The organism is Streptomyces fumanus (assembly GCF_014655295.1).
Taxonomy (GTDB): domain Bacteria; phylum Actinomycetota; class Actinomycetes; order Streptomycetales; family Streptomycetaceae; genus Streptomyces; species Streptomyces fumanus.
The window spans coordinates 281,650-302,802 of the sequence record NZ_BNBI01000005.1; the positions used below are offsets into that span (position 1 = coordinate 281,650).

Annotated in this window: 18 protein-coding genes and 1 pseudogene; 6 read left to right on the top strand and 13 right to left on the bottom strand. The window is 75.1% G+C overall.

Annotated features, from left to right (window positions below; genetic code table 11):
• Nucleotides 1–14 precede the first annotated feature (14 nt).
• From tgmB to IE316_RS13095, 3 genes are all read right to left on the bottom strand, one after another.
• Nucleotides 15–998, bottom strand: coding sequence for an ATP-grasp ribosomal peptide maturase (tgmB, locus tag IE316_RS13085; RefSeq protein WP_190204437.1), 984 nt, complete (start codon nt 996–998; stop codon nt 15–17).
• A 16-nt stretch (nt 999–1,014) separates the two neighbouring features.
• Nucleotides 1,015–1,206: a putative ATP-grasp-modified RiPP gene (tgmA, locus tag IE316_RS13090; protein WP_190204438.1), complete on the bottom strand. Its 192-nt coding sequence runs from the start codon at nt 1,204–1,206 to the stop codon at nt 1,015–1,017.
• 131 nt (nt 1,207–1,337) lie between these two features.
• Nucleotides 1,338–1,649, bottom strand: coding sequence for a YkvA family protein (locus IE316_RS13095; protein WP_229910368.1), 312 nt, complete (start codon nt 1,647–1,649; stop codon nt 1,338–1,340).
• A 221-nt stretch (nt 1,650–1,870) separates the two neighbouring features.
• Between IE316_RS13095 and IE316_RS13100 the strand changes: the two genes are divergently transcribed.
• Nucleotides 1,871–3,226, top strand: coding sequence for a hypothetical protein (locus IE316_RS13100; RefSeq protein ID WP_229910369.1), 1,356 nt, complete (start codon nt 1,871–1,873; stop codon nt 3,224–3,226).
• Nucleotides 3,227–3,281: 55 nt separating this feature from the next.
• Here IE316_RS13100 and IE316_RS13105 read toward each other — a convergent pair whose 3' ends face one another.
• The 3 genes from IE316_RS13105 to IE316_RS13115 are packed head-to-tail and all read right to left on the bottom strand — an operon-like array spanning nt 3,282 to nt 6,988.
• On the bottom strand, nt 3,282–5,420 hold the full coding sequence (locus IE316_RS13105; RefSeq protein ID WP_190204440.1) for a xanthine dehydrogenase family protein molybdopterin-binding subunit: 2,139 nt from the start codon (nt 5,418–5,420) through the stop codon (nt 3,282–3,284).
• Nucleotides 5,421–5,446: 26 nt separating this feature from the next.
• Nucleotides 5,447–6,439 (bottom strand): FAD binding domain-containing protein, encoded by a 993-nt coding sequence (locus IE316_RS13110; RefSeq protein ID WP_190204441.1) that lies wholly within the window; start codon nt 6,437–6,439, stop codon nt 5,447–5,449.
• Nucleotides 6,440–6,988, bottom strand: coding sequence for a (2Fe-2S)-binding protein (locus tag IE316_RS13115; protein ID WP_190204442.1), 549 nt, complete (start codon nt 6,986–6,988; stop codon nt 6,440–6,442).
• Nucleotides 6,989–7,105: 117 nt separating this feature from the next.
• On the opposite strand from IE316_RS13115, the gene IE316_RS13120 reads away from it, so the two are divergent.
• Nucleotides 7,106–7,792 (top strand): maleylpyruvate isomerase family mycothiol-dependent enzyme, encoded by a 687-nt coding sequence (locus IE316_RS13120; RefSeq protein ID WP_229910370.1) that lies wholly within the window; start codon nt 7,106–7,108, stop codon nt 7,790–7,792.
• A gap of 357 nt (nt 7,793–8,149) precedes the next feature.
• On the opposite strand, the pseudogene IE316_RS13125 reads toward IE316_RS13120, so the two are convergent.
• A pseudogene (locus tag IE316_RS13125) lies at nt 8,150–9,247 on the bottom strand (hypothetical protein); the annotation flags it as partial.
• A 187-nt stretch (nt 9,248–9,434) separates the two neighbouring features.
• On the opposite strand from IE316_RS13125, the gene IE316_RS13130 reads away from it, so the two are divergent.
• Nucleotides 9,435–10,229: an SDR family NAD(P)-dependent oxidoreductase gene (locus tag IE316_RS13130; protein WP_190204443.1), complete on the top strand. Its 795-nt coding sequence runs from the start codon at nt 9,435–9,437 to the stop codon at nt 10,227–10,229.
• A gap of 54 nt (nt 10,230–10,283) precedes the next feature.
• On the opposite strand, the gene IE316_RS13135 is transcribed toward IE316_RS13130, so the two are convergent.
• The 3 genes from IE316_RS13135 to IE316_RS13145 all read right to left on the bottom strand — a co-directional run bounded on the left by IE316_RS13135 (nt 10,284) and on the right by IE316_RS13145 (nt 13,251).
• Entirely contained in the window at nt 10,284–10,619 is a 336-nt protein-coding gene (locus IE316_RS13135) for a hypothetical protein (RefSeq protein WP_229910371.1), read from the bottom strand.
• A 37-nt stretch (nt 10,620–10,656) separates the two neighbouring features.
• Nucleotides 10,657–11,724, bottom strand: a complete 1,068-nt coding sequence (locus IE316_RS13140) for a YihY/virulence factor BrkB family protein (protein WP_190204444.1) — start codon at nt 11,722–11,724, stop codon at nt 10,657–10,659.
• A gap of 162 nt (nt 11,725–11,886) precedes the next feature.
• Nucleotides 11,887–13,251 carry an FAD-dependent oxidoreductase gene (locus IE316_RS13145; RefSeq protein ID WP_190204445.1) on the bottom strand — a complete coding sequence of 455 codons (1,365 nt, stop codon included), beginning with the start codon at nt 13,249–13,251 and terminating at the stop codon, nt 11,887–11,889.
• 244 nt (nt 13,252–13,495) lie between these two features.
• Between IE316_RS13145 and IE316_RS13150 the strand changes: the two genes are divergently transcribed.
• Complete coding sequence (locus IE316_RS13150; RefSeq protein WP_190204644.1) at nt 13,496–14,893, top strand: MFS transporter; 1,398 nt, start codon at nt 13,496–13,498, stop codon at nt 14,891–14,893.
• A gap of 7 nt (nt 14,894–14,900) precedes the next feature.
• Here IE316_RS13150 and IE316_RS13155 read toward each other — a convergent pair whose 3' ends face one another.
• Nucleotides 14,901–15,047: a hypothetical protein gene (locus IE316_RS13155; RefSeq protein WP_190204446.1), complete on the bottom strand. Its 147-nt coding sequence runs from the start codon at nt 15,045–15,047 to the stop codon at nt 14,901–14,903.
• Between the two features lie 159 nt (nt 15,048–15,206).
• Between IE316_RS13155 and IE316_RS13160 the strand changes: the two genes are divergently transcribed.
• A complete protein-coding gene (locus IE316_RS13160; RefSeq protein WP_190204447.1) occupies nt 15,207–15,380 on the top strand; it encodes a CsbD family protein in 174 nt (57 codons plus the stop codon).
• A gap of 58 nt (nt 15,381–15,438) precedes the next feature.
• On the opposite strand, the gene IE316_RS13165 is transcribed toward IE316_RS13160, so the two are convergent.
• The gene (locus IE316_RS13165) at nt 15,439–18,156 is read right to left on the bottom strand and encodes a SpoIIE family protein phosphatase (protein WP_190204448.1); all 2,718 of its coding nucleotides are present in this window, start codon (nt 18,154–18,156) and stop codon (nt 15,439–15,441) included.
• A 239-nt stretch (nt 18,157–18,395) separates the two neighbouring features.
• On the opposite strand from IE316_RS13165, the gene IE316_RS13170 reads away from it, so the two are divergent.
• Nucleotides 18,396–19,745 carry a glycoside hydrolase family 10 protein gene (locus IE316_RS13170; RefSeq protein ID WP_190204449.1) on the top strand — a complete coding sequence of 450 codons (1,350 nt, stop codon included), beginning with the start codon at nt 18,396–18,398 and terminating at the stop codon, nt 19,743–19,745.
• Nucleotides 19,746–19,796: 51 nt separating this feature from the next.
• Here IE316_RS13170 and IE316_RS13175 read toward each other — a convergent pair whose 3' ends face one another.
• Nucleotides 19,797–20,999, bottom strand: a complete 1,203-nt coding sequence (locus IE316_RS13175; protein WP_190204450.1) for a glycoside hydrolase family 64 protein — start codon at nt 20,997–20,999, stop codon at nt 19,797–19,799.
• Nucleotides 21,000–21,153: the final 154 nt, after the last annotated feature.

Below are 21,153 nucleotides of genomic sequence, written 5' to 3' on the forward strand. Positions count from 1 at the left end.
CCCGCCGGCCGCCGTCAGGGCACGGCCGCGCCGGTGCCGTCCGGGCGCTCCGCCCGCTCGGGCCCCGGCCGGGCCAGCCACTCGGCGATGGTCCGGGCGATCGGCAGACCGGTGTCCACCTCGACGAACCCGAACTGCCCGGACTGGTTGCACTCCAGGAACCACCACGTCCCGTCGCCGTCCTCGGCGAAGTCGAACGCCCCGTACGCCAGTCCCGCCCCCCGGAGGTAGGCGCGCACGCCCGCCGCGGCCCGCGCCGGCACCCCGGCGGGACGCCACGGCTCGGGCGACTCGGCGAAGCGCACGTCCACCTGGTCGGGGTCGGCCCCCGCGGGCGTCGCCTTCCGGGCGGCGAGCAGTCGCCCGCCCACCGCGGTCAGCCGGATGTCGGCCCGCTTGGCGACCCGGCGCTGCAGCAGCGTCGGCCCGTAGGCGACCGCCGAGAAGTCCGCCTCCGGCGGCACCCTGCTGGTCGGCACCGCCCGCGGCGGGTCCTGCGGATGGGTCCCCGAGACCGGCTTGACCACCAGGTCCGGATGGCGCCGCGCGAACTCCCGCGCCGCCCCCGGCACCGTCGTGATCAGCGTGGCCGGCACCGGCAGCCCGCAGTCCTGGGCGAGCCGCAACTGCCAGGGCTTGTACCGGGCCCGGCGGGCCGCGTCCGGATGGTTCATCCACCGCGCGGGCGACCCGCGCAGCATCCCGTACAGCGCCTGCCCGGACTCCTCCGTCAGCCACGCCGACGGCTGCGCCGCCCGGGCCGCCGGCACCCCCGGCCGGCGCACCCACACCGAGCGCAGCCCGCCGAGGCTCACCAGCCGGCCGCCCGCCCAGAGCCGGCCGTGGAACGAGCTGTGGCCGAACTCCCCGGACAGCGCCACCGAATCGGTCAGGTCGGCCGGGTCCAGCCGCACCACCGGAACACCCGACTCGTGCAGCCGCACCACCACCATGTCGGCGGTGACGTCCTCGGCACAGGTCAGGATCAACACGGTCATCGACGACGGCCCGTGATCAGTCGTCGAAGTGGGTTTTCGAGCCCGCGGTGGAGGTCGTGGTCCCCAGCTCCCGCAGCAGGGCGTGGTCCCGGGCAGCCACCCGCCCGTCGAGGAGCACGTTCAACTGCAGCCCGGCGTCGTAGACGTACGGAGCGGCGATCTCCGTTTCCCCTGCCGGACGTGCGTAGTCGAGCGCGAACGGTTGCATCGTCTCTCCCTCGTCGGTGCTAGCCGATCAAGCGATGGGCCGGCTGCGCCGTCGCCTGGTCCGCCGACTTTCTTCGGCTTCCAAGGACTTATACGATTCGAACGAGTGGATGGTTTCCTTACGCTCCGTCATCACGGCGCGGGCTCCCGCTCCGCCTCGCGGAGCGTGCCGCGTCCGCGCCCGCCGAGGGAGCCGCGCATCGAGCGCAGCGCGAGCAGCAGAACGCCTATGTCGTCCAGGTAGACCGGGTCGGGCACCAGGTCGGTGGGCAGCACCAGATAGAGCACCGCGCCCCAGAACACCCAGCGCGGACCGGTGGGCAGCCCGGCCCGGCGCAGCTCCCGCCGGGTCCGCACCAGCTTCACCAGTACGGTGACGGCCAGGGCGAGCAGGATCACCGCGACCACCGCCGCCACGGCGAACACCGCTGTGGTCGTCTCCACCGCGCCCCTCCTTCTCCGCCGCCGCGGCCGTCCGCGACGCGCACCTGTCCTGTCTGATTCCCGGCCCGGCCCGGTGTATGGCGGTCGGACGGAAGCGCTCATCCCTGTGACCCGTCCGAGTGGCGGCAGATGCTGGATGCACTTAGTAATGGTCTCCACACAGTCGCGTGTCGCATGTCGGGGACGCAGCAGCGGCCGCACCCCCTCACACGGAGAAGACCATGACCACTGGCTCTTCAGCACACCGTCCGAACGAGTACGCCATAGCCGCCTCCGTGGACCTTCCGTCCGCGCAGACCACCACCGTCACGGGCACCCACCCGGTGGGCGCGGTCCCCGCCGCCCCCGCCGACGCGATCCCGGCCGAGCCGTACCCCGAGGAGGCGCTCTTCGACGAGCACCTCGTGGAGGAGGAACCCGCGTACGACGGACCCGCGCCGGACGAGCGGCCGGAGCCCGCCCGGCCGGACGCCCGCGAGGACACCGGCGAGGACACCGGCGAGGGGACCGCCGGGGCCGGTGCCCGGCGGGCGGCCGGGTCACCGGAGGGCGATCCGGTCGCCGAGCTGGTGCGGACCGCCGTGGCCGACCGGCCGCTGGAGGAGGTCGTCGCCCTGATCACCATGCTGGAGCAGTCACCGCAGTACGCGCGGGCCACCGTCGACGCGCTCCGCGCGGTCGGCGTCAACCGGTCGGTGGAGGACGTGACCCGGCTGGTCGGGCTGCTGACCCGGCCCCCGCGCCACGCCGACAGCGCGGACGAGGCGATCCGGGCGGCGGCCGAGTGCCGCTCGGTGGAGGACGTGTCCCGGCTCATGGAACTGCTGCACCGCACCTCCCTGGAGCCGCACTGCGGCCAGGAGGCGGTACGGGCCGCCGCCACCGGCCGCCCGGTGGAGGAGCTCGTGCAGCTCATCGGCCGCCTCGACCAGGAGCGCCGGGACCAGGCCGGGCGGCCCGGCGACCGTCCCGAAGGGCCCCCGGCGGACCCCGGCGACGACCGGGAACCCCCCGCGCCGGCCGCCGCCGCCCGGACCGGCGGACTGGCCGGAGCCCTCCGGCCCGGCGGCCGGGCCCGGGGCCGGGCGGTGCGGGAACGCGGCGAGGACCGCCGGCGTGCTCAGCGTGAGGCACGGGCCCCGCGGCGGCGGACGGTGTCCCGGACGGCGTCCTGGACGAGCTGGTGCGCCGTGGCCGTGCTCGCCGGATGCGGGGTGGCGTTCTTCCCGCTGCGCACCGGCGCCTCCGCCCGCGGCTACGGCGTCGCCCTCGCCCTGTCGGCGCTCTGCCTGGCGCTGGCCCTGGTGCTGACCGTGCGGCCCGCCGTGCCGGTGCTCGCCGCGGCCGTCGTCGGACCCGCGGCCCTCGCCGCCGCCAAGCTGTACGCCAGTACCGCCCCCGGCTCCCGGGCGGCCCGGGTCATGGACCTCACCCTCGCCCCCGCCTGGGGGGCGGTCCTGGCCGCCGTGGCCGCGTCGCTGGTGGCGCTGACCGCGCTGTGCGCGCGGGTGGCGCACCAGGGCGCCGCCGACCGGTGGCCCGGCCCGGCCGCGCCGGCCGGCCGTACCGCCGACTGACCCGTCCGCGCCCCGGCGCCCGGACCGCCGCCGCGCGGTCCGGGCAGGTGGCGGTTCAGCCGCCGAAGGTGCCGGGCGGCGCCTCGTGCGCGAGCAGCCCGGTGAGCACCCGGTCCGGCGTCAGCGGCAGCTCCCGGAACCGGATGCCGGTGGCGTGGTGCACGGCGTTGCCGATCGCCGCCGCGGAGCCGACGATGCCGATCTCCCCGATCCCCTTGCTGCCCATCGGGTTGAGGTGGGGGTCGTCCTCCTGGAGCCAGTGCGCCTCGATGTCCGTGACGTCGGCGTGCGCGGGCACGTGGTACGAGGCCAGGTCGGACTCGGCGAAGTCGCCGAAGGCCGGGTCCAGATGGCTGCCCTCGGTCAGCGCCATGCCCAGCCCCATGGTCATGCCGCCCACGAACTGCGAGCGCGCGGTCCGGGCGTTGAGGATCCGCCCCGCCGCGTAGACGCCCAGCATCCGCCGCACCCGTACCTCGCCGGTGACCGTGTCGACGGCGACCTCGGCGAAGTGCGCGCCGAAGGCGTGCCGGGAGTACCGGCTCTCGGCGTCGGCCTGCCCGGCGGTGTCCGCGTGGGCGCCGAGGCCGGCCTCGGGGACGGGTCCCGGCAGGGTGGTGAGCCGGTCGGCGAGCCGGGCGCACGCCTCGTGCACGGCCCAGCCCCAGGAGGCGGTGCCGGAGGAGCCCCCGGCCAGCGGCGCGGCCGGCAGCTCGGTGCTGCCCACCTCGATGCCGACCCGGTCCAGCGGCACCCCGAGGGCGTCCGCCGCGACCTGCGCCAGCACCGTACGGGCGCCGGTGCCGATGTCGGTGGCGTTGACCCGGACCAGGAAGGTCCCGTCGGGCAGCGCCCACGCCGACGCCCTGGACGGTGCCGCCATCACCGGGTAGGTGGCCGCGGCCACCCCGGTGCCGATCAGCAGCGCACCGGCGGCCCCGGACCGGGGGCGCGGATCGCGGGCCGCCCAGCCGAAGCGGCGGGCGCCCTCGCGCAGGCACTCCACCAGGTGCCGGCTGCTGAACGGCCGCCCGGTGTCGGGATCGGCGGCCGGTTCGTTGCGCACCCGCAGCTCCACCGGGTCGACGCCGAGTTCCGCGGCCAGCTCGTCCATCGCCGACTCCAGCGCGTACATGCCGGGCGACTCGCCGGGGGCGCGCATCCAGGACGGTGTGGGCACGTCCAGGCGGACCACGCGGTGGACGCTGCGCAGGTGCGGTGCCGCGTACATCACCCGCGCGGGCACCGCCGCCTGCTCCACGAACTCCTTGATCCGGGAGGAGTGCGTGGTCACCTCGTGCGAGAGGGAGACCAGCCCGCCGTCCCGGCCGGCGCCGAGCCGGAGCCGGTGCAGGGTCGGCGCCCGGTGCCCGACCACGGCGGGCAGCCTGCGGCGCGGGAACGCCACGGTGACCGTGCGGCCGGTGTGCCGGGCCGCCATCGCGGCCAGCACCACGTCCGGGCGGGGCGTGCCCTTGGAGCCGAACCCGCCGCCCACGTGCTCGGCGCTCACCGTGATCCGCTCCTCCGGCAGCTCGAACACCTTGGCGAGGGCGGCGCGGACCGGGCCGGTGCCCTGGCTGGAGGTGCGCACCACCAGATGGCCCTCGTCCCACCGCGCGGTGCTCGCGTGCGGCTCCATCGGGTGGTTGTGCAGCGGCGGCACCCGGTACTCCACGTCGACGCGGACCTCGGCGGCGGCGAACGCCGCGTCCGGGTCGCCGTGCTCGCGCACCGCCGGGTACCCGCCGTTCGCGTTCTCGGGGGTGTACGCGTCCGGGTGCGACGCCGTGAGCGTCACGTCGTGCGGCTCGGCCTCGTACGCGACCCGCACGGCGTCGGCGCCCTCCCGGGCCGCCTCCAGGGACTCGGCGACCACCAGCGCCACGAACCAGCCCCGGTGCGGCACCCGGGGGTTCTGCAGCACCGCCAGGATCGGGTCGTCCGGCTCGGCGAGGCGGGGGGCGTTCTCGTGGGTCAGCACCGCCAGCACCCCGGGCAGCGCCAGCGCGGGCCCAGCGTCCACGGCGGTCACCCGGCCCCGGGCGACGGTGGCGGGCACCGGCCAGGCGTGGGCGCGGGCGGGCCCGTCGTACTCGGCGGCGTACCGGGCGGTGCCGGTGACCTTCTCCCGGCCCTCCCGGCGCTCGGCCGGGGCGCCCAGGACGGTCTCGGTGCCGGTGGTGCCAGTCATGGTCTCCTCCTCGAAGGGACGCCGGTTCAGATCGGGGAGACCGGCGCCAGCCGGCCCAGCACGTCCAGGGCCAGGCGGCGGGCCAGCGGCACCTTGTAGGCGTTCTCGCCCAGCGGTTCGGCGGCCGCCAGCTCCAGGTCGACGGCGTGCTCGAAGGCCGCCGCGGTGGGCGCCACGCCCAGCAGCGCCTCCTCCGCCCGCCGGGCCCGCCACGGCCGGTGCGCCAGCGCCCCGAAGGCGAGGCCGACCCGGTCCACCACCCCGTCCGAGCAGTGCAGCACGGCGGCGACGGAGGCGAGCGCGAAGGCGTACGAGGCCCGGTCCCGGGCCTTGCGGTACACCGACGGCAGCCCGGCCGTCGCGGCCGGCAGCAGCACCCCGGTGATCAGCTCGCCGGGGCGGATCTCGGTGTCCTGCTCCGGACGCGTCCCGGGCAGCCGGTGGAAGTCGGCGGCGGACAGGCTCCGGCCGCCCTCGGGCCCGTACAGCTCCACCCGGGCGTCCAGCGCGGCGAGCGCCACCGCCAGGTCGGAGGGGTGGGTGGCGACGCAGTGCGGGGAGTGGCCGAGCACCGCGTGGTCCCGGTGGACGCCCCGCAGGGCGCCGCAGCCGGTGCCGGGCTCGCGCTTGTTGCAGGGCTTGGAGATGTCCTGGAAGTAGGGGCAGCGGGTGCGCTGGAGCAGATTGCCGCCGGTGGTGGCGGCGTTGCGCAACTGCCCGGAGGCGCCCGCCAGCAGCGCCTGCGACAGCGCGGGGTAGCGGTCGCGGACGGCCGGGTGGGCGGCCAGGTCGCTGTTGCGGACCAGCGCCCCGACCCGCAGCGAGCCGTCCGGCAGCGGCTCCACCGCGTCCAGCGGGAGCCGGGTGATGTCGATCAGCGCGGCGGGCGTCTCCACGCCCAGCTTCATCAGGTCGACCAGGTTGGTGCCGCCGCCGAGGTAGCGGGCGCCGGGGCGGGCGGCGAAGGCGTCGGTGGCCTCCTCGACGCTGCCGGCGCGGACGTAGGCGAAGGGCTTCACTCAGATCACGTCCTCGACCGCGTCGGCGATCCGCGGATACGCGCCGCACCGGCACAGGTTGCCGCTGAGCCGCTCCCGGATCTCCGCCCGGACCAGCTCCACCGGCTCGCCGGAGGGCGCCGCCGGGTCGGTGACATGCGAGGGGTGGCCGGCCGCGGCCTCCGCGAGCATGCCGACCGCGGAGCAGATCTGGCCCGGGGTGCAGTACCCGCACTGGAACGCGTCCCGCTCCAGGAACGCCCGCTGCAGCGGGTGCGGGTCCCCGCCGTGCCCGGCGAGCCCCTCGACGGTGGTGACCTCGGCGCCGTCCAGGGTGACGGCGAGCAGCAGGCAACTGTTGACCCGCCGCCCGTCCACCAGGACCGTGCAGGCCCCGCACTGGCCGTGGTCGCAGCCCTTCTTGGCGCCGGTCAGGCCGAGGTCCTCGCGCAGCAGGTCCAGCAGGACGCGGCGGTGGTCGAGGTCGAGGGTGCGGGGCTCGCCGTTGACCCGGAGGGTGGTCTCCGAGTGCGGGGGCGCGGGCGCCGCGCCCGTGTCGTGGCTGTCCATGACGTCGCTGGCCTTCCGGGACGGTCGGTGCTGCCGTGCGCTCCGCGTATCCAGGTTGCTCCGGCTGACACGTGGGCCGGGCTCCGGGTGCGCGGGCACCCGGCTACCCTGGCGATCATGGACATGGCATGGGAGAAGGGTGCCGGGCCCGCCGAGGCGGTCCGCGACGCCTACGAGGCCCTGGCGGAGACCGTCCGGCCGCTCGGCGACGAGGAGTCCTGGCTGCCGACCGGCTGCACCGGCTGGGCGGTGCGCGACCTGCTGTTCCACCTGGCCGGCGACGCCCAGCGGGCGCTGGTCGCCTGCCACACCCCGGCCGGCGGGCCGCCCGACCGGGACGCCGTCGGCTACTGGGCGGACTGGCGGCCCGACGCGGCCGGCGCGGCCCACGGGCGGCGCTGGAACCGGGTGGCGGCCAGCATGTTCCTCGACTTCGGCCAGTTGCGGGAGCTGTACCTGGAGACCGCGGCGGCCACCGTGCGGGCGGTCGCCGCGACCGACCCCGCGCTGCCGGTGTCCACCCAGGGACACGTCCTGACCGCCGGGGACCTGATGCTGACCCTCGCGGTCGAGGCGACCGTGCACCACCTCGACCTGACCGTCGCCCTGCCCGCCGCGCCGGGCCCCTCCCCGGCCGGGCTGCGCGCGGTACGGGCCACCCTGGACGGGCTGCTGGGCCGGCCGGTGCCGCTGGACTGGAGCGACGAGCACTACGCACGCGCCGCCACCGGCCGCGCACCGCTCACCCCGGCCGAACGCCGCACCCTCGGCCCGGACGCCGACCGCTTCCCGCTGTTCGGCTGAGCCGGGGGCGGCGGGCTACTCCTCGCGGGGACGGGGCGATGGGCGCGGAGCGCCGGGGCGCTCCGCGCCGGGCGCGGGGGTGTCCGTGGCCGGGAGCGGGGTGTCCGTGGCCGGAGCCGACGTGTCCGTGACCGGGGCCGAGGCGTCCGGGACCGGGACCGACGTGTCTGTGACCGGGGCCGACGTGTCCGTGACCGGGGCCGAGGCGTCCGGGACCTCGACCGGGGTGTCCGTGACCGGGGCCGAGGCGTCCGGGACCTCGACCGGGGTGTCCGTGACCGGGGCCGAGGCGTCCGTGGCCGGAACCGACGTGTCCGTGGCCGGAACCGGCATGTCCGTGACCGGGACCGCGGTGTCCGGGGCCGGGACCGCCGGGTCCGGGGCGCGTCGTGTCGCGCCGGAGCCGCCCCGGAGGCGTTCCAGCTTGCGGGTCAGGGCGCGCAGCGGGGACGCGGGCCGCGGCGCCGGCGGGAGCGCGCCGGCCGCCTCCCGGTAGGCGGCCAGCGCCTCGTTGGCCCGCTCCGCCGCCTCCCGGTACAGGTCCCGGGACTTCGTCATGGCCTCCAGCGCCTCGGCGTACATGGCCACCAGTTGCCGCTGGCGGGCCAGCTCCTCCTGCACGGTCAGCAGCCGCCAGTCCTCGCGCAGCGCGGCCAGCGCCTCCTCGGCCCCGTCCGGCAGCGGCCGCTCCAGCGCGGCGAACCGGGTCACCGCGGCGATCAGCTCGGTGGGCACGGACCCGTCGAGGAAGACCGTCCGCACGGTGAAGTCGTGGTCGCCCGGCGCCGCCGGCCGGCCCGGCAGGATCACCGCGCCGCCCCGGGGCACCTGGACGCCGAACTCCTCCAGCGCCCAGTTCACCAGCCGGAACTGCTGGGGCGCGGCCCGGTGCTCCACCACCCGGTGGCTGAGCCCCGGCGGCAGTTGCCGTGCCAGCGGCACCCGCCCCCGGTGGTCCGGGGTCATCGCCTCGTGCACCACCACGTGGATGTTCCAGCCCGCCCGTCCCGCGTCGCGCAGCCGCCGCCGTACGGCCTTGTCCTCGTCGGGGAGAAAGTTGATGCCGCGCAGCCGCAGCCCCGTGGCGGTGTCGCGGTCCCAGGTGACGTCCGGGTCGTCGGGCCAGAACTTCCCGGCGGGCGACGGCCACGCCGGGTCCCAGTGCGCCTCGGCCTCCGCGACCAGCGTCCACTCCTGGCTGCCCGCCGAGGGCCGCGCCAGGGTCAGCCGGGCCCGTACGGTGACCTCCCCGGCGACCCGCCAGCGCGCCTCGAAGACCCGCCGCCCGGCCCCGTCCGCCTCGGGCAGCTCCTGGAAGTCGTCGACGACACCGGCGTCCTTGTGCTGCCGCAGGGTGTGCCCGAGGACGTCCCGGGCGGCGGTTCCGACATGGCGGCCGCGGGCGAGCCACACCGTCGGCGGAATGGCTGGGCGAGGAGTCGAAGAGGTCGGCATGGGTCCAGGGGGGTGCGGGGGCACGTATGCAGCCCAGTATCGGTGCCACCGGCCGGCGGAGATCACCCGGGGGGTCCGCCGACCGGCCGCGACGGTGGATGTGGATCACGCGCCGCGAGGGGCAACAGTGCAGGAGAGGTCGGCGGGTGACCGCGGACGACCGTACGGCACGACAAGGAGCGATGTGATGAACCTGGACCTCGACGGGCGGACGGCACTGGTGACCGGTTCCTCGCAGGGGATCGGCGCGGCGATCGCCGCCGGGCTGGCCCGGGCCGGCGCCCGGGTGGGCGTCAACGGGCGGAACGCCGGAAAGCTGGACGAGGCCGTGGCCGGACTGCGGGACCAAGTGCCCGGCGGGCAGTTCGTGCCGGTCGCGGCCGACCTCGGCACCGAGGAGGGCGCCGAGCGCGCCGTCGCGGAGCTGCCCGACGTGGACATCCTCGTCAACAACCTCGGCATCTTCGGCGCCGCCCCCGCGCTGGAGATCGACGACGCCGAGTGGCGCCGGTACTTCGAGATCAACGTCCTCGCGGGCGTGCGGCTCACCCGGGCGTATCTCCCCCGGATGAGGGACCGGGGCTGGGGGCGCGTGCTGTACATCGCGAGTGACTCGGCGGTGGTGATCCCGACCGAGATGATCCACTACGGCATGTCCAAGACCGCGCTGCTCGCGGTCAGCCGCGGGTTCGCGAAGGAGGCGGCGGGCAGCGGTGTCACCGTGAACTCGGTGATCGCCGGGCCCACCCACACCGAGGGCGTCGAGGACTTCGTGTACCAGTTGGTGGACCGCGAGCTGCCCTGGGAGGAGGCGCAGCGGGTGTTCATGCGCGAGCACCGGCCGCAGTCGCTGCTCCAGCGGCTGATCGAGCCCGAGGAGATCGCCAACCTCGTGGTCTACCTCAGCTCCCCGCAGGCGTCGGCCACCACCGGCGCGGCGGTCCGCGTCGACGGCGGGTACGTCGACTCGATCCTGCCGTAGCCGTAGCCGTAGCCGTAGCCGGTGGTGGCGGCCGAAGGCCCGGTGCGCCGGGGCCTACTCGCGGTCGGTGCCGCCGCTGCGGTTGGGGCGGTCCGGGTGCGGCTCGCGGCCGCCGACGACGTCGGCGACGCCGGACTCGTCGGCGGTGTCCTCGTGCGGACGCGGCGTGGACCGCCCGCCCGCCTGGCCGCCGCCGCTGGTGCCGTAGCCGCCGGGCACGCCGGGGACGCTGTCCGCGTCGGCCTGCTCGCGGCTGATGTGCCGGGTGGCGCGGACGCCCGCGCGCCGCTCGGGGTACGGATAGCTGAAGGGCCGGGACGCGGCGCGCTCCCGCTCCGACTCGGCGGAGGGCGCCTCGTCCCGGTGTTCGGAATTCTTGCGTTCGGTCATGGCCCCCGCGTACCCGTGCCGGGGCGCCCCATGTGAGTCACTCCTCCTGTTCCGCGCGCCGCTTGTCCTGCTCGTCCCAGGCCCGGGTGTCGCGCGGCTCGACGTACGGCTCGCTGCCGGCCGGGTGGCCGCCGTCGATGACCCGCTGCCGGGCCAGCTCGGCGTCGAACTCCAGGCCGAGCAGGATCGCCAGGTTGGTCACCCACAGCCAGACCAGGAAGATGATCACGCCGGCGAGGGTCCCGTACGTCTTGTTGTACGAGCCGAAGTTCGCCACGTAGAAGGCGAAGGCGCCGGAGGCGACCAGCCAGATCAGCAGGGCCAGCACACTGCCCGGAGTGATCCAGCGGAAGCCGCGCACCTTGGCGTTGGGGGTCGCCCAGTACAGGACCGCGATCATGAGGACGACCAGCAGGATCAGCACCGGCCACTTGGCGATGGACCAGACGGTCAGCGCGGTGTCGCCGACGCCCAGCGCGGTGCCGGCCTGCTCGGCGAGGGTGCCGGTGAAGACGACGATCAGCGCGCTGGCCACGGCGAGCACCAGCAGCAGCACGGTCAGGGCCACCCGGAGCGGCAGCACCTTCCACACCGGGCGTCCCTCGGGGACGTCGTAGACGGCGTTGGCCGAGCGGATGAACGCGGCCACGTAGCCGGAGGCCGACCACACGGCGCCGACCAGGCCGACCACGGCCAGCACCGAGCCGAGCCCGGCCTTGGCCTGCAACTGCTCGATCGCGCTGGACAGCACGTCCCGCGCGGAGCCGGGCGCCAGCTTCTGCACGTTGTCCAGGACCTCCTGGGTGGCCGACCGCCCGGCGATGCCGAGCAGCGAGACCAGCACCAGCAGGGCCGGGAACAGCGACAGGATGCCGTAGTAGGTGAGGGCGGCGGCGCGGTCGGTCAGCTCGTCGTCCTGGAACTCCTTCACCACGCGCCGCAGCAGCGAGGTCCAGGAGCGCTTCGGCAGCTCGGTGGGGGAGTCGGGCGCGGCGCGCTCGGTGGCGGCGTCCGGGCCGAAGTCCTCGCGGGTCGCCGCCGGCGCCTCGTGGCCGTCGCGGCCGGAGGGGTGCTTGTCGCGATGGGGAATGCGGAGTCGGGCCATACGGCACGAGTTGCCCGTCTCAGCATGAGCACGCCCGCGATCGGGCCGCAGTATGCCGCACCGCGGCCACCTGCCTCCGGGAAACGCCGCAGCTCCCACGGGACGTCCGCGACGTTCCGTAGCCGGGCACGGACCCGCGCGGGTCCGCGCCCGGCGGGCGGATCAGGCGCCGCTTGCCCGCAGCATGTCCTCGCGCTCGACCAGCTTCACCCGCTCCCGGTCCTGCGGCTCGCCCAGGGCGCGCTCCGCGGCGTCCAGCTTGTACCAGCCGTCCCACGTGGTGAACCGGATGTTCCGCTCGGCCAGGAAGGCGTCGACCGCCTCCGGCGCGGGCGCCGACGGGGTGTGCAGCCGCTCGTTGGCGTAGTCGTCCAGCAGGCTGGCCACCGTCTCGTTGGCGTCGCCCTTGGTGTGGCCGATCAGGCCGATCGGGCCGCGCCGGATCCAGCCGGTGACGTACGTGGACCGCAGGTGCTCGCCGGACTCCTGGATCACCCGGCCGCCCTGGTCGGGGACGGTGCCGGAGTCCAGGTCCCAGGGGAGCTTGGGCAGCCTGTCGGAGAGGTAGCCGACCGCGCGGTAGACCGCGGTGACGTCCCAGTCCTTGAACTCGCCGGTGCCCTTGACGTTGCCGGTGCCGTCCAGCGCGGTGCGCTCGGTGCGCAGGCCGACGACCTTGCCGTCCTCGCCGAGGATCTCCGCGGGGGACTCGAAGAAGTGCAGGTACAGCTTGTGCGGGCGGTCGCCGACATCGCGTATCGCCCAGTTCTCCAGGGTCTTGGCGACCATGTCGGCCTGCTTGTTGCCGCGCCGGGTGGCGATCGAGCCCTCGTCGTAGTCGATGTCCTCGGGGTCGACGATGACCTCGATGGTGGGGGAGTGGTCCAGCTCCCGCAGCTCCATCGGGGAGAACTTCGCCTGCGCCGGGCCGCGCCGCCCGAAGACGTGGATCTCCCTCGCCCTGTTGGCCTTCAGGCCCTCGTACACGTTCGGCGGGATCTCGGTGGGCAGCAGCTCGTCCGCGGTCTTGGCCAGGATGCGGGCCACGTCCAGGGCGACGTTGCCGACCCCGAGGACCGCGACCTTCTCGGCCTCCAGCGGCCAGGTGCGCGGCACGTCCGGGTGGCCGTCGTACCAGGAGACGAAGTCGGCGGCGCCGTAGGAGCCGTCCAGGTCGATGCCCGGGACGGCGAGCGCCCGGTCGGCCATCGCGCCGGTGGCGAAGATCACACCGTCGTAGAAGGCGCGCAGGTCGTCCAGGCCGATGTCGGTCCCGTAGTCGACGTTGCCGAAGAGGCGGATCTGCGGCTTGTCCAGCACCTGGTGCAGGGCCGTGATGATGCCCTTGATCCGCGGGTGGTCGGGGGCGACGCCGTAGCGGATGAGCCCGAACGGGGCGGGCATGCGCTCGAAGATGTCGATGGACACACCGGGCTCGGCGGCCACCTCGGACTTGAGCAGGGCGTCGGCGGCGTAGATCCCGGCGGGGCCGGATCCGACGATGGCTACCCGCAGAGGGCGGGGCATGTGCGGTTTCCCTTCGAGCGGTGACAGATCGACTCTCCGGGAAGCCTAAGCTAAGGGCACCCTAAGTCGGTACGCGGGTCCGATCTATGGGCTCATAAGCCGCGCTTATGACCGATCAAGGCGGAGGTTTGGACCGCGCGGGAGCGGAGACGCAGGCGGGAGGCCGACCGGTCCGCTGGAGGGAGCCCCCGTGAACGATCCGAACCGCTGGCGGGCCCTGTGGGTCACCCTGGTCGCCGGGTTCATGATCCTGCTGGACGTCACCATCGTCGCCGTCGCCCTGCCCTCCATGCAGCGCGGACTGGACGCCTCGGCGGCCTCCGTGCAGTGGGTCGTCTCCGGCTACGCGCTGACGTTCGCGCTGACCCTGGTGACCGCGGGCCGGCTCGGCGACGCCTACGGCCGGCGCCGGGTCTTCCTGGTCGCGCTGGCCGCCTTCGTGGTGTGCAGCGCCGCCGCGGGCGCCGCGCCGACGATCGGCTGGCTCGTCGTCGCCCGGCTCGCCCAGGGCGTCGCCGCGGGATCGCTGGCCCCGCAGAACTCCGCGCTCATCCAGCAGATGTTCCAGAACGCCGAGCGCGGCCGGGCCTTCGGGCTGTTCGGTGCCACCGTCGGCGTCTCCAGCGCGGTCGGCCCGGTCGTGGGCGGCCTCGTCCTGGCCCTCGCCGACGGCCCCGACGGCTGGCGGTGGATCTTCTACGTGAACGTGCCGGTCGGCCTGGCCGCCCTGCTGCTCGGCCTCCGCCTGCTGCCCCGCCTCGGACCCGGCCGGCGCGGCGGACTGGACCTGCCGGGCGTGGCGCTGCTGGGTCTGGGCATCCTCGCGGTGATGCTGCCCCTGGTGCTCGCCGAGGCCGGCGGACTGATCCGCCTGTGGTGGCTGTTCCCGGTGGGCCTGCTGATCCTCGCGGGCTTCGCCCGGTGGGAACGCCGGGTCGCCGCCCGCGACGGGGACCCCCTCCTCGACCCCCGACTGCTCACCGGGACCCGCGGGTACGCCACCGGGGCCGCGCTGGCCACCCTGTACTTCGTCGGCTTCAGCGGGGTCTGGCTGGTCTTCGCGCTGTTCTTCCAGAACGGGCTCGGCTACTCACCGCTGCACTCCGGACTGGCGGTGACCCCGTTCGCCGTCGGCTCCGCCGCCGCGGCGGCCGTCGCGGGCCGGCTGGTCGGCCGGTTCGGCCGGTCGCTCACCGTCGGCGGGCTCGCCGCCGTCATGGCCGGCCTCGGCGGCACCGCCCTGCTGCTGTGGCTGGCGCCCGCCCACGGGGCCGCGTGGCCGGCCGCGCCGCTGCTCCTGCTCGGCGGTCTGGGCAGCGGCTGCGTCATCTCCCCGAACCTCACCATGACCCTGCGCGAGGTGCCGGTGCGCATGGCGGGCGCCGCCGGGGGCGCCCTGCAGACCGGCCAGCGGCTGGGCGGCGCGGTGGGCACGGCCGCGCTGCCCGGACTCTTCTACCTGGTGCTCGGCTCCACCCACCACGACTACCGGGCCGCCGTCGCCCTCTCGGTCGGCTCGGGCGTCGCCTTCATGCTCTGCGCGCTGGCCGTCGCCGTCGCGGAGCTGCGGCGGGACCGCGCCGACGGCGGTTCCCGCGCGCCGGAGCGGTCCCCCGGCCGCTCGCCCGCCGCGCACCGCTGACCGCCGGTCAGCGCCGCTTGCCGAGCCTGCGCAGCAGCCCCTGGGCCTGCGCCCGGCGGCGCGGGTCGGCGGCGGCCCGCCGCACCTGCTCCGAGGCCCGGCGCCCCTGCGGGCTGCGCGCGAACTGCTTGATCCGGTCCAGTACTCCGGCCATGTCGTCCTCCTGAGATCGCCCGTACGCGGACGGTGACGCCCGCACCGTCCGCCTACCCGGCCCGGCCCCGCTCACCCCGGCCCTCGCCCGGGTTTGCGCCCGCCGTTCGGGGAAACCAGCAGGGGCACCGGAACGTCCACGACCGTCGAGGTGACAACCGTGTCAGGCAACGAGAAGTCCAAGGCCAGGACCGAGCAGGTCAAGGGCAAGGCGAAGGAAGCGGCGGGCCGGGCCGTCGGCAACGAGCGGCTGGAGGCCGAGGGCCGTACCGAGCAGGCCAAGGGAGACGCCCGCCAGGCCAAGGAGAAGACCAAGGACGCGTTCCGGCACTGACCGGCGTTCACCCGTCCTCGCGGACCGGCCCCCCGGCGGGGCCGGTCCGCGCCGTCGTTCAGGGGATCGGCTGCTGCGCCCAGATCACCTTGCCGTCGCGGGTGTAGCGGGTCCCCCAGCGCTCGGCCAACTGCGCGACGAGGAACAGCCCGCGCCCGCCCTCGTCGGTCATCGCCGCGTACCGCAGGTGCGGGGAGGTGCTGGTGCCGTCGGACACCTCGCAGATCAGGCTCCGGTCGCGCAGCACCCGCACCCGGATGGGCTCCGCGCCGTACCGGATGGCGTTGGTGACCAGCTCGCTGAGGATCAGCTCGGTGGTGAACACCAGCTCCTCCAGCCCCCACTCGGCGAGCCGCCGGGTCACCCCGGCGCGGACCTCGCCGACGGCCGCCGGATCGGCCGGCACCCGCCACTCGGCGACCCGGTCCGGGCCGAGCGCCCGGGTCCGGGCGACCAGCAGCGCGATGTCGTCGACCGGCCGCGCCGGCAGCCGGGCGTCCAGGACCTTCTCGCAGGTCTCCTCCGGTGACGGGCCGGTCCCCGCGAGCGCCGTCCGCAGTTCCGCCAGCCCGGTGTCGATGTCGTGCTCCCGGTCCTCGACCAGTCCGTCCGTGTAGAGCACCAGACGGCTGCCCTCGGCCAGCTCCAGCTCCGCCGTCTCGAACGGCAGCCCGCCCAGCCCCAGCGGGGGCCCGGCCGGCACGTCCGGGAACTCCACCCGCCCGTCGGGGTGGACCAGGGCCGGCGGCGGGTGCCCGGCCCGGGCCAGCACACAGCTTCGGCCCACCGGGTCGTAGATCGCGTACAGGCAGGTCGCGCCGGTGACCGGGGCGCCGCCGCCCTCGGCCGCCTGGTCCTGGTCGATCCGGCCGACCAGCTCGTCCAGCAGCGTCAGCAGCTCGTCCGGGGCCAGGTCCAGCGCGGCGAAGTTGTGCACCGCCGTGCGCAGCCGTCCCATGGTGGCCGCCGCGTGCAGCCCGTGCCCGACCACGTCGCCCACCACCAGCGCGACCCGCGCCCCGGACAGCGGCAGCACGTCGAACCAGTCGCCGCCCACCCCGGCCTGCGCGGGCAGGTACCGGCTGGCGATGTCCACCGCGTTCTGCTCGGGCAGCGTGCGCGGCAGCAGGCTGCGCTGGAGCGTCACCGCCAGACCGTGCTCGCGGGTGTAGCGGCGGGCGTTGTCGATGGAGACCGCGGCCCGGGTGACCAGTTCCTCGGCGAGCGCCAGCTCGTCCGTGTCGAACGGCTCGGGCCGCTCGGCCCGCCAGAAGCTGACCACGCCGAGCACCAGGGCGCCCGCCCGCAGCGGCACGGTGATCAGCGAGTGGATGCCGTACGCCACCACCTGGGCGGAGCGCTCGGCGTCCTGGGCCTGCCAGTGGGGCGCGCGGGCCAGCTCCGGCTCCAGGACGGGGCGTCCGGACTCCAGGCTGCGGGCCTGCGGGGACGTATCGACGAAACGTATCTGCCGACCCACCGGGTACAGCGGGCTGCCGTCGCGGACCCCGCGCAGCGCGGTGCGGCGCAGCGGGGTCACCGCCTCCGGCTGGCCCCCGGCGAGCACCGCGTCGAACAGGTCGACGGTGACGAAGTCGGCGAACCGGGGCACGGCCAGCTCCGCCAGTTCCTCGGCGGTGCGGGTCACGTCCAGGCTGGTGCCGATGCCCACCCCGGCGGCGTACAGCAGGTCCAGGCGTTCCCGGGCGGTGTCGGCGCGGCCGGACAGGGCGCGCAGCTCCGTGGTGTCGCGCAGGGTGGCGACGGTGCCGGGCGGGCCGTCGCGGATGTCGGTGGAGCGCTGGTTGACGGCCAGCAGCCGGTCCTTGACCAGGTGGACCTCGTCGGTGGCCCGGCGTCCGGAGGCCAGCAGGCCGGCCACCGCGGCGGGCAGTCCGAGGTCGCCGACGCGGCGGCCCTCGGCGTCGGCGGGCAGGTCCAGCAGGCGGTGCGCCTCGTCGTTGGCGAGCAGCAGGGTGCCCTCGCCGCCGACGATGAGGACGCCCTCGCGGACCGCGTGCAGAACGGCGTCGTGGTGTTCGTACATCCGGGTCATCTCGTCCGGACCCAGCCCGTGGGTCTGGCGCCGCAGCCGCCTGCTGACCAGTGCGGTGCCCGCCGTGGCCAGGGCCAGCGCCAGGGCGGCGGCGACCAGGACGAGGGGGAGCTGCCGGTCGGCGGCGCCGCCCACGTTCTCGGTGGTGATGCCGGCCGAGACCAGGCCCACCACGGTGCCGTCGGCCGCCTTGACCGGGACCACCGCCTGCACCAGCGGCCCCAGGGTGCCGTCGATCTCCTCGGTGACGGTCCGCCCGGCCAGCGCGGGCCCGAGCGTGCCGACGAACTTCTTGCCGATGCGGTCGGGCCGGGGGTGGGTGTAGCGGATGCCGTCGGTGCCCATGACGACGACGAAGTCCACGCCGGTCGCCTTCCGGGCGGCCTCGGCGCGGGGTTGCAGCACCGCCGTGGGGTCGGGGGCGCGCAGCGCCTCGCGGACGCCGGGGGACTCGGCGAAGGCCCCGGCCACCGCGACCGAGCGGTTGCGGGCCTCCTCGGTGCTGGCGTGCCGCCCCTGGAGCACCAGGGCGGCCACGGCGGCCAGCACCACCAGCAGCACCACGACGACCTGGAGGAGGAACACCTGCCCGGCGAGACTGCGCGCGGGCAGCGTGGACCGGTCCCGCCGCGACCGGTCCGCGGCTCGCCGCCGCCGGGCGAGCGGACCACTGGGACGACGGGCTGACCGGACCTCCGATCGACCCATGAGTCGGACCATGTGCCCATGTCTACACTGCCGGGCCGCGTGAGGCGAGAGAGACCCCCGCGCAGCCGCCGCCCCGAGACCGCCGGAAGCCTCGAAAGTTTCGGTCCCCAGGTCAGCACGCCGGGCGCGGACAGGCCGATCACCCCAAGGATTCCGTGCGGTGAGAGGCGTTGACCCGGTCCGGAGGAGTCCGTAATCTCCTCCGCGAAATTCGGAAACACCACCGAAATTTTCGAGGCCCAGGGAATGACATGCATCTGACACGTCTGTTCAGAGCCGCGACCGCCGGGCTCGTCACCGTCGCCGCGCTGACCACCGCGGCGCACACCGCCGACGGCGCCGAGGCCGCCGACACGCTCGGCTCGGCGGCGGCCGCCCAGGGCCGCTACTTCGGCGCCGCCGTCGCGGCCGGCCACCTCGGCGAGTCCGCGTACACCGCCACGCTGGACCGCGAGTTCACCTCCGTGACGCCCGAGAACGAGATGAAGTGGGACGCCACCGAGCCCACCCGGGGCGGCTTCAGCTTCGGCGCGGCCGACCAGATCGTGAACCACGCCCTCGGCCAGGGCATGAAGGTCCGCGGGCACACTCTCGTCTGGTACACCCAACTGCCGTCCTGGGTGAGCGGCCTGGGCGCCACCGACCTGCGCACCGCCATGAACGACCACATCAACGGGCTGGTGTCGCACTACCGCGGCAAGATCCACAGTTGGGACGTGGTCAACGAGGCGTTCCAGGACGGCGGCAGCGGCGCCCGCCGCGGCGGCCCGTTCCAGGACAAGCTGGGCGACGGCTACATCGAGGAGGCGTTCCGCACCGCGCGGGCCGCCGACCCGGCCGCCAAGCTCTGCTACAACGACTACAACATCGACGGCGTCAACGCGAAGAGCAATGCCGTCTACGCCATGGTCAAGGACTTCAAGGCCCGGGGCGTCCCCATCGACTGCGTCGGCTTCCAGTCGCACTTCAACAGCGCCTCGCCCGTCCCGTCGGACTACCGGGCCAACCTCCAGCGCTTCGCCGACCTCGGCGTCGACGTGCAGATCACCGAGCTCGACATCGAGGGCTCCGGCACCGCCCAGGCCGGCGACTACGCCACCGTGGTCCGGGCCTGCCTCGCGGTCAGCCGCTGCGCCGGCCTCACGGTCTGGGGCGTCACCGACAAGTACTCCTGGCGCAGCGGCGGCACCCCGCTGCTGTTCGACGCCAACTACAACAAGAAGCCCGCCTACGACGCCGTGCTCACCGCCCTCGGCGGCACGGGCGGCGGCGGGGGCGGCGGGGGCGGCGGCTCCGCGTCCTGCACGGCCGCCTTCACCAAGGCCGAGGACTGGCCCGGCGGCTACAACGGCAAGGTGACCATCACCGCGGGCAACGCCCCCATCACCGCCTGGTCGGCGACCCTCGCCTTCCCCGCGGGGCAGAAGGTCGCCACCGTCTGGAACGGCACCGCGAGCTGGGACTCCAGCGGCACCGTCATGACCGTACGGTCGAGCTACAACGGCTCCCTGCCGGCGGGCGCCTCGACCAGCTTCGGGTTCACCGCCATGAAGAACGGCAGCGAGGCGGTACCCACCGTCGGCACCTGCACCGCCTCCTGACGCCACCGCCGCGGCCCCCCGTCCGGGGAGCCGCGGCGGTCCGGGGCCCGCTCAGTCGAGCGGGTCGAGGATCAGGTACGCCTGCCGGGGGCTGCCGTCCTGCACCAGCGACTCGTGGTGCCCGACGTCGTCGAAGGCGAAGGCGTACGCCGTGCCGTCGGCCGTCCGGGAGTGGATCGCGCGGGCGTAGTGGTTGGTCACCGCGTCCTGGTAGAACGCGGCCGGGGAGGTGTCCGGCTGGTTGGGGTTGACCAGCAGCGTGGACCGGTTGAACCCGGCGCACAGGGTGCGGGAGATCGGGCCGCGCACCTGGTCGTTGGGGGCGTCCAGGAGCTTGTGGCAGCCGAAGACGCTGTCCGCGTCGGGCTTCTGGAAGCTGGTGACGACCGCGCCGGAGCCATCGGTGAAGCGCATGACCCCGCCGGAGACCCGGCCGTAGTACTTCGTGCCCGGCCGGTCGGCGAAGGGCGTCACCGTCAGCGTGGCCGTGGCGTACTTCTGCCAGACCCGGTCGATGTAGTCGTCCAGCACCGAGGCGGGCAGGGCGCCGGTGCCCACGCCGTGCCCGGGGGAGAGGGCGCGCAGCACGGTGCCGTCCGAGCGGGTCTGGATCAGCCCGGCCCACCCGGACCGGGCGCGCAGGTCGGCGAAGACGCCCCGGTAGCCGCCGGGCTTGAGATGGCCGGTGACGGCGGTGCTGCCGTCGGCGCGCTGGACGCCGACCGCGTAGGGCGCCGAGAACATGTCGACCTGGGTGCTGTTCAGCCACAGGCCGGCGTCGTTGAGCGTGTACTCCGACCAGTTGAAGAGGATGTCCCGGTTCGGGTCGCTCGGGTTCTGCACGGCGGGCTGGACCAGGCCGCCGGTCGCCAGCCGGAAGTCCAGCTTGCGTCCGTAGGAGAAGTAGATCCGGCCGGAGAGCTTGGGGACGCGGATGGTCGTGGTGCCGCCCGGCGCGGGCCCGGCGATCGAGGCGTCGGGCGCCGGGACGGGCGGGACGCCGCCGGCCGGCCAGGCGTGGAAGGTGCCGCTCGCGTCGGCCCAGCCCTGCCGGCCGGTCGACAGCTCGGTGCCGAGGTTGTAGACGTACACGGGCTCGGCGCGGCCCGAGTTGTTGGTGATCTGCAGCGGGATCGTCGCGGGGACGGCGGTTTCGGCGGGGGCGGCGGGGGCGGCCCCGAGGAGGACGCCGGCCGCGGCGGTGGCGAGCGCGGTCGCCGTCGCGGCGATCCGGTGCCGGAGTGTTCGGAACATGCGCAACCTCCGTACGGGCCCTGCGGACAGGGGCGCGGAGACGTGGGGGGGAGTGGTACGGACCAGCTCTGAGAGCGCTCTCAGATTGTCGCCGGAGTGTGCACATGTCAAGAGATTCGGGTGGTGGGAGCCCTCCGCGGCCGGGTATCACACC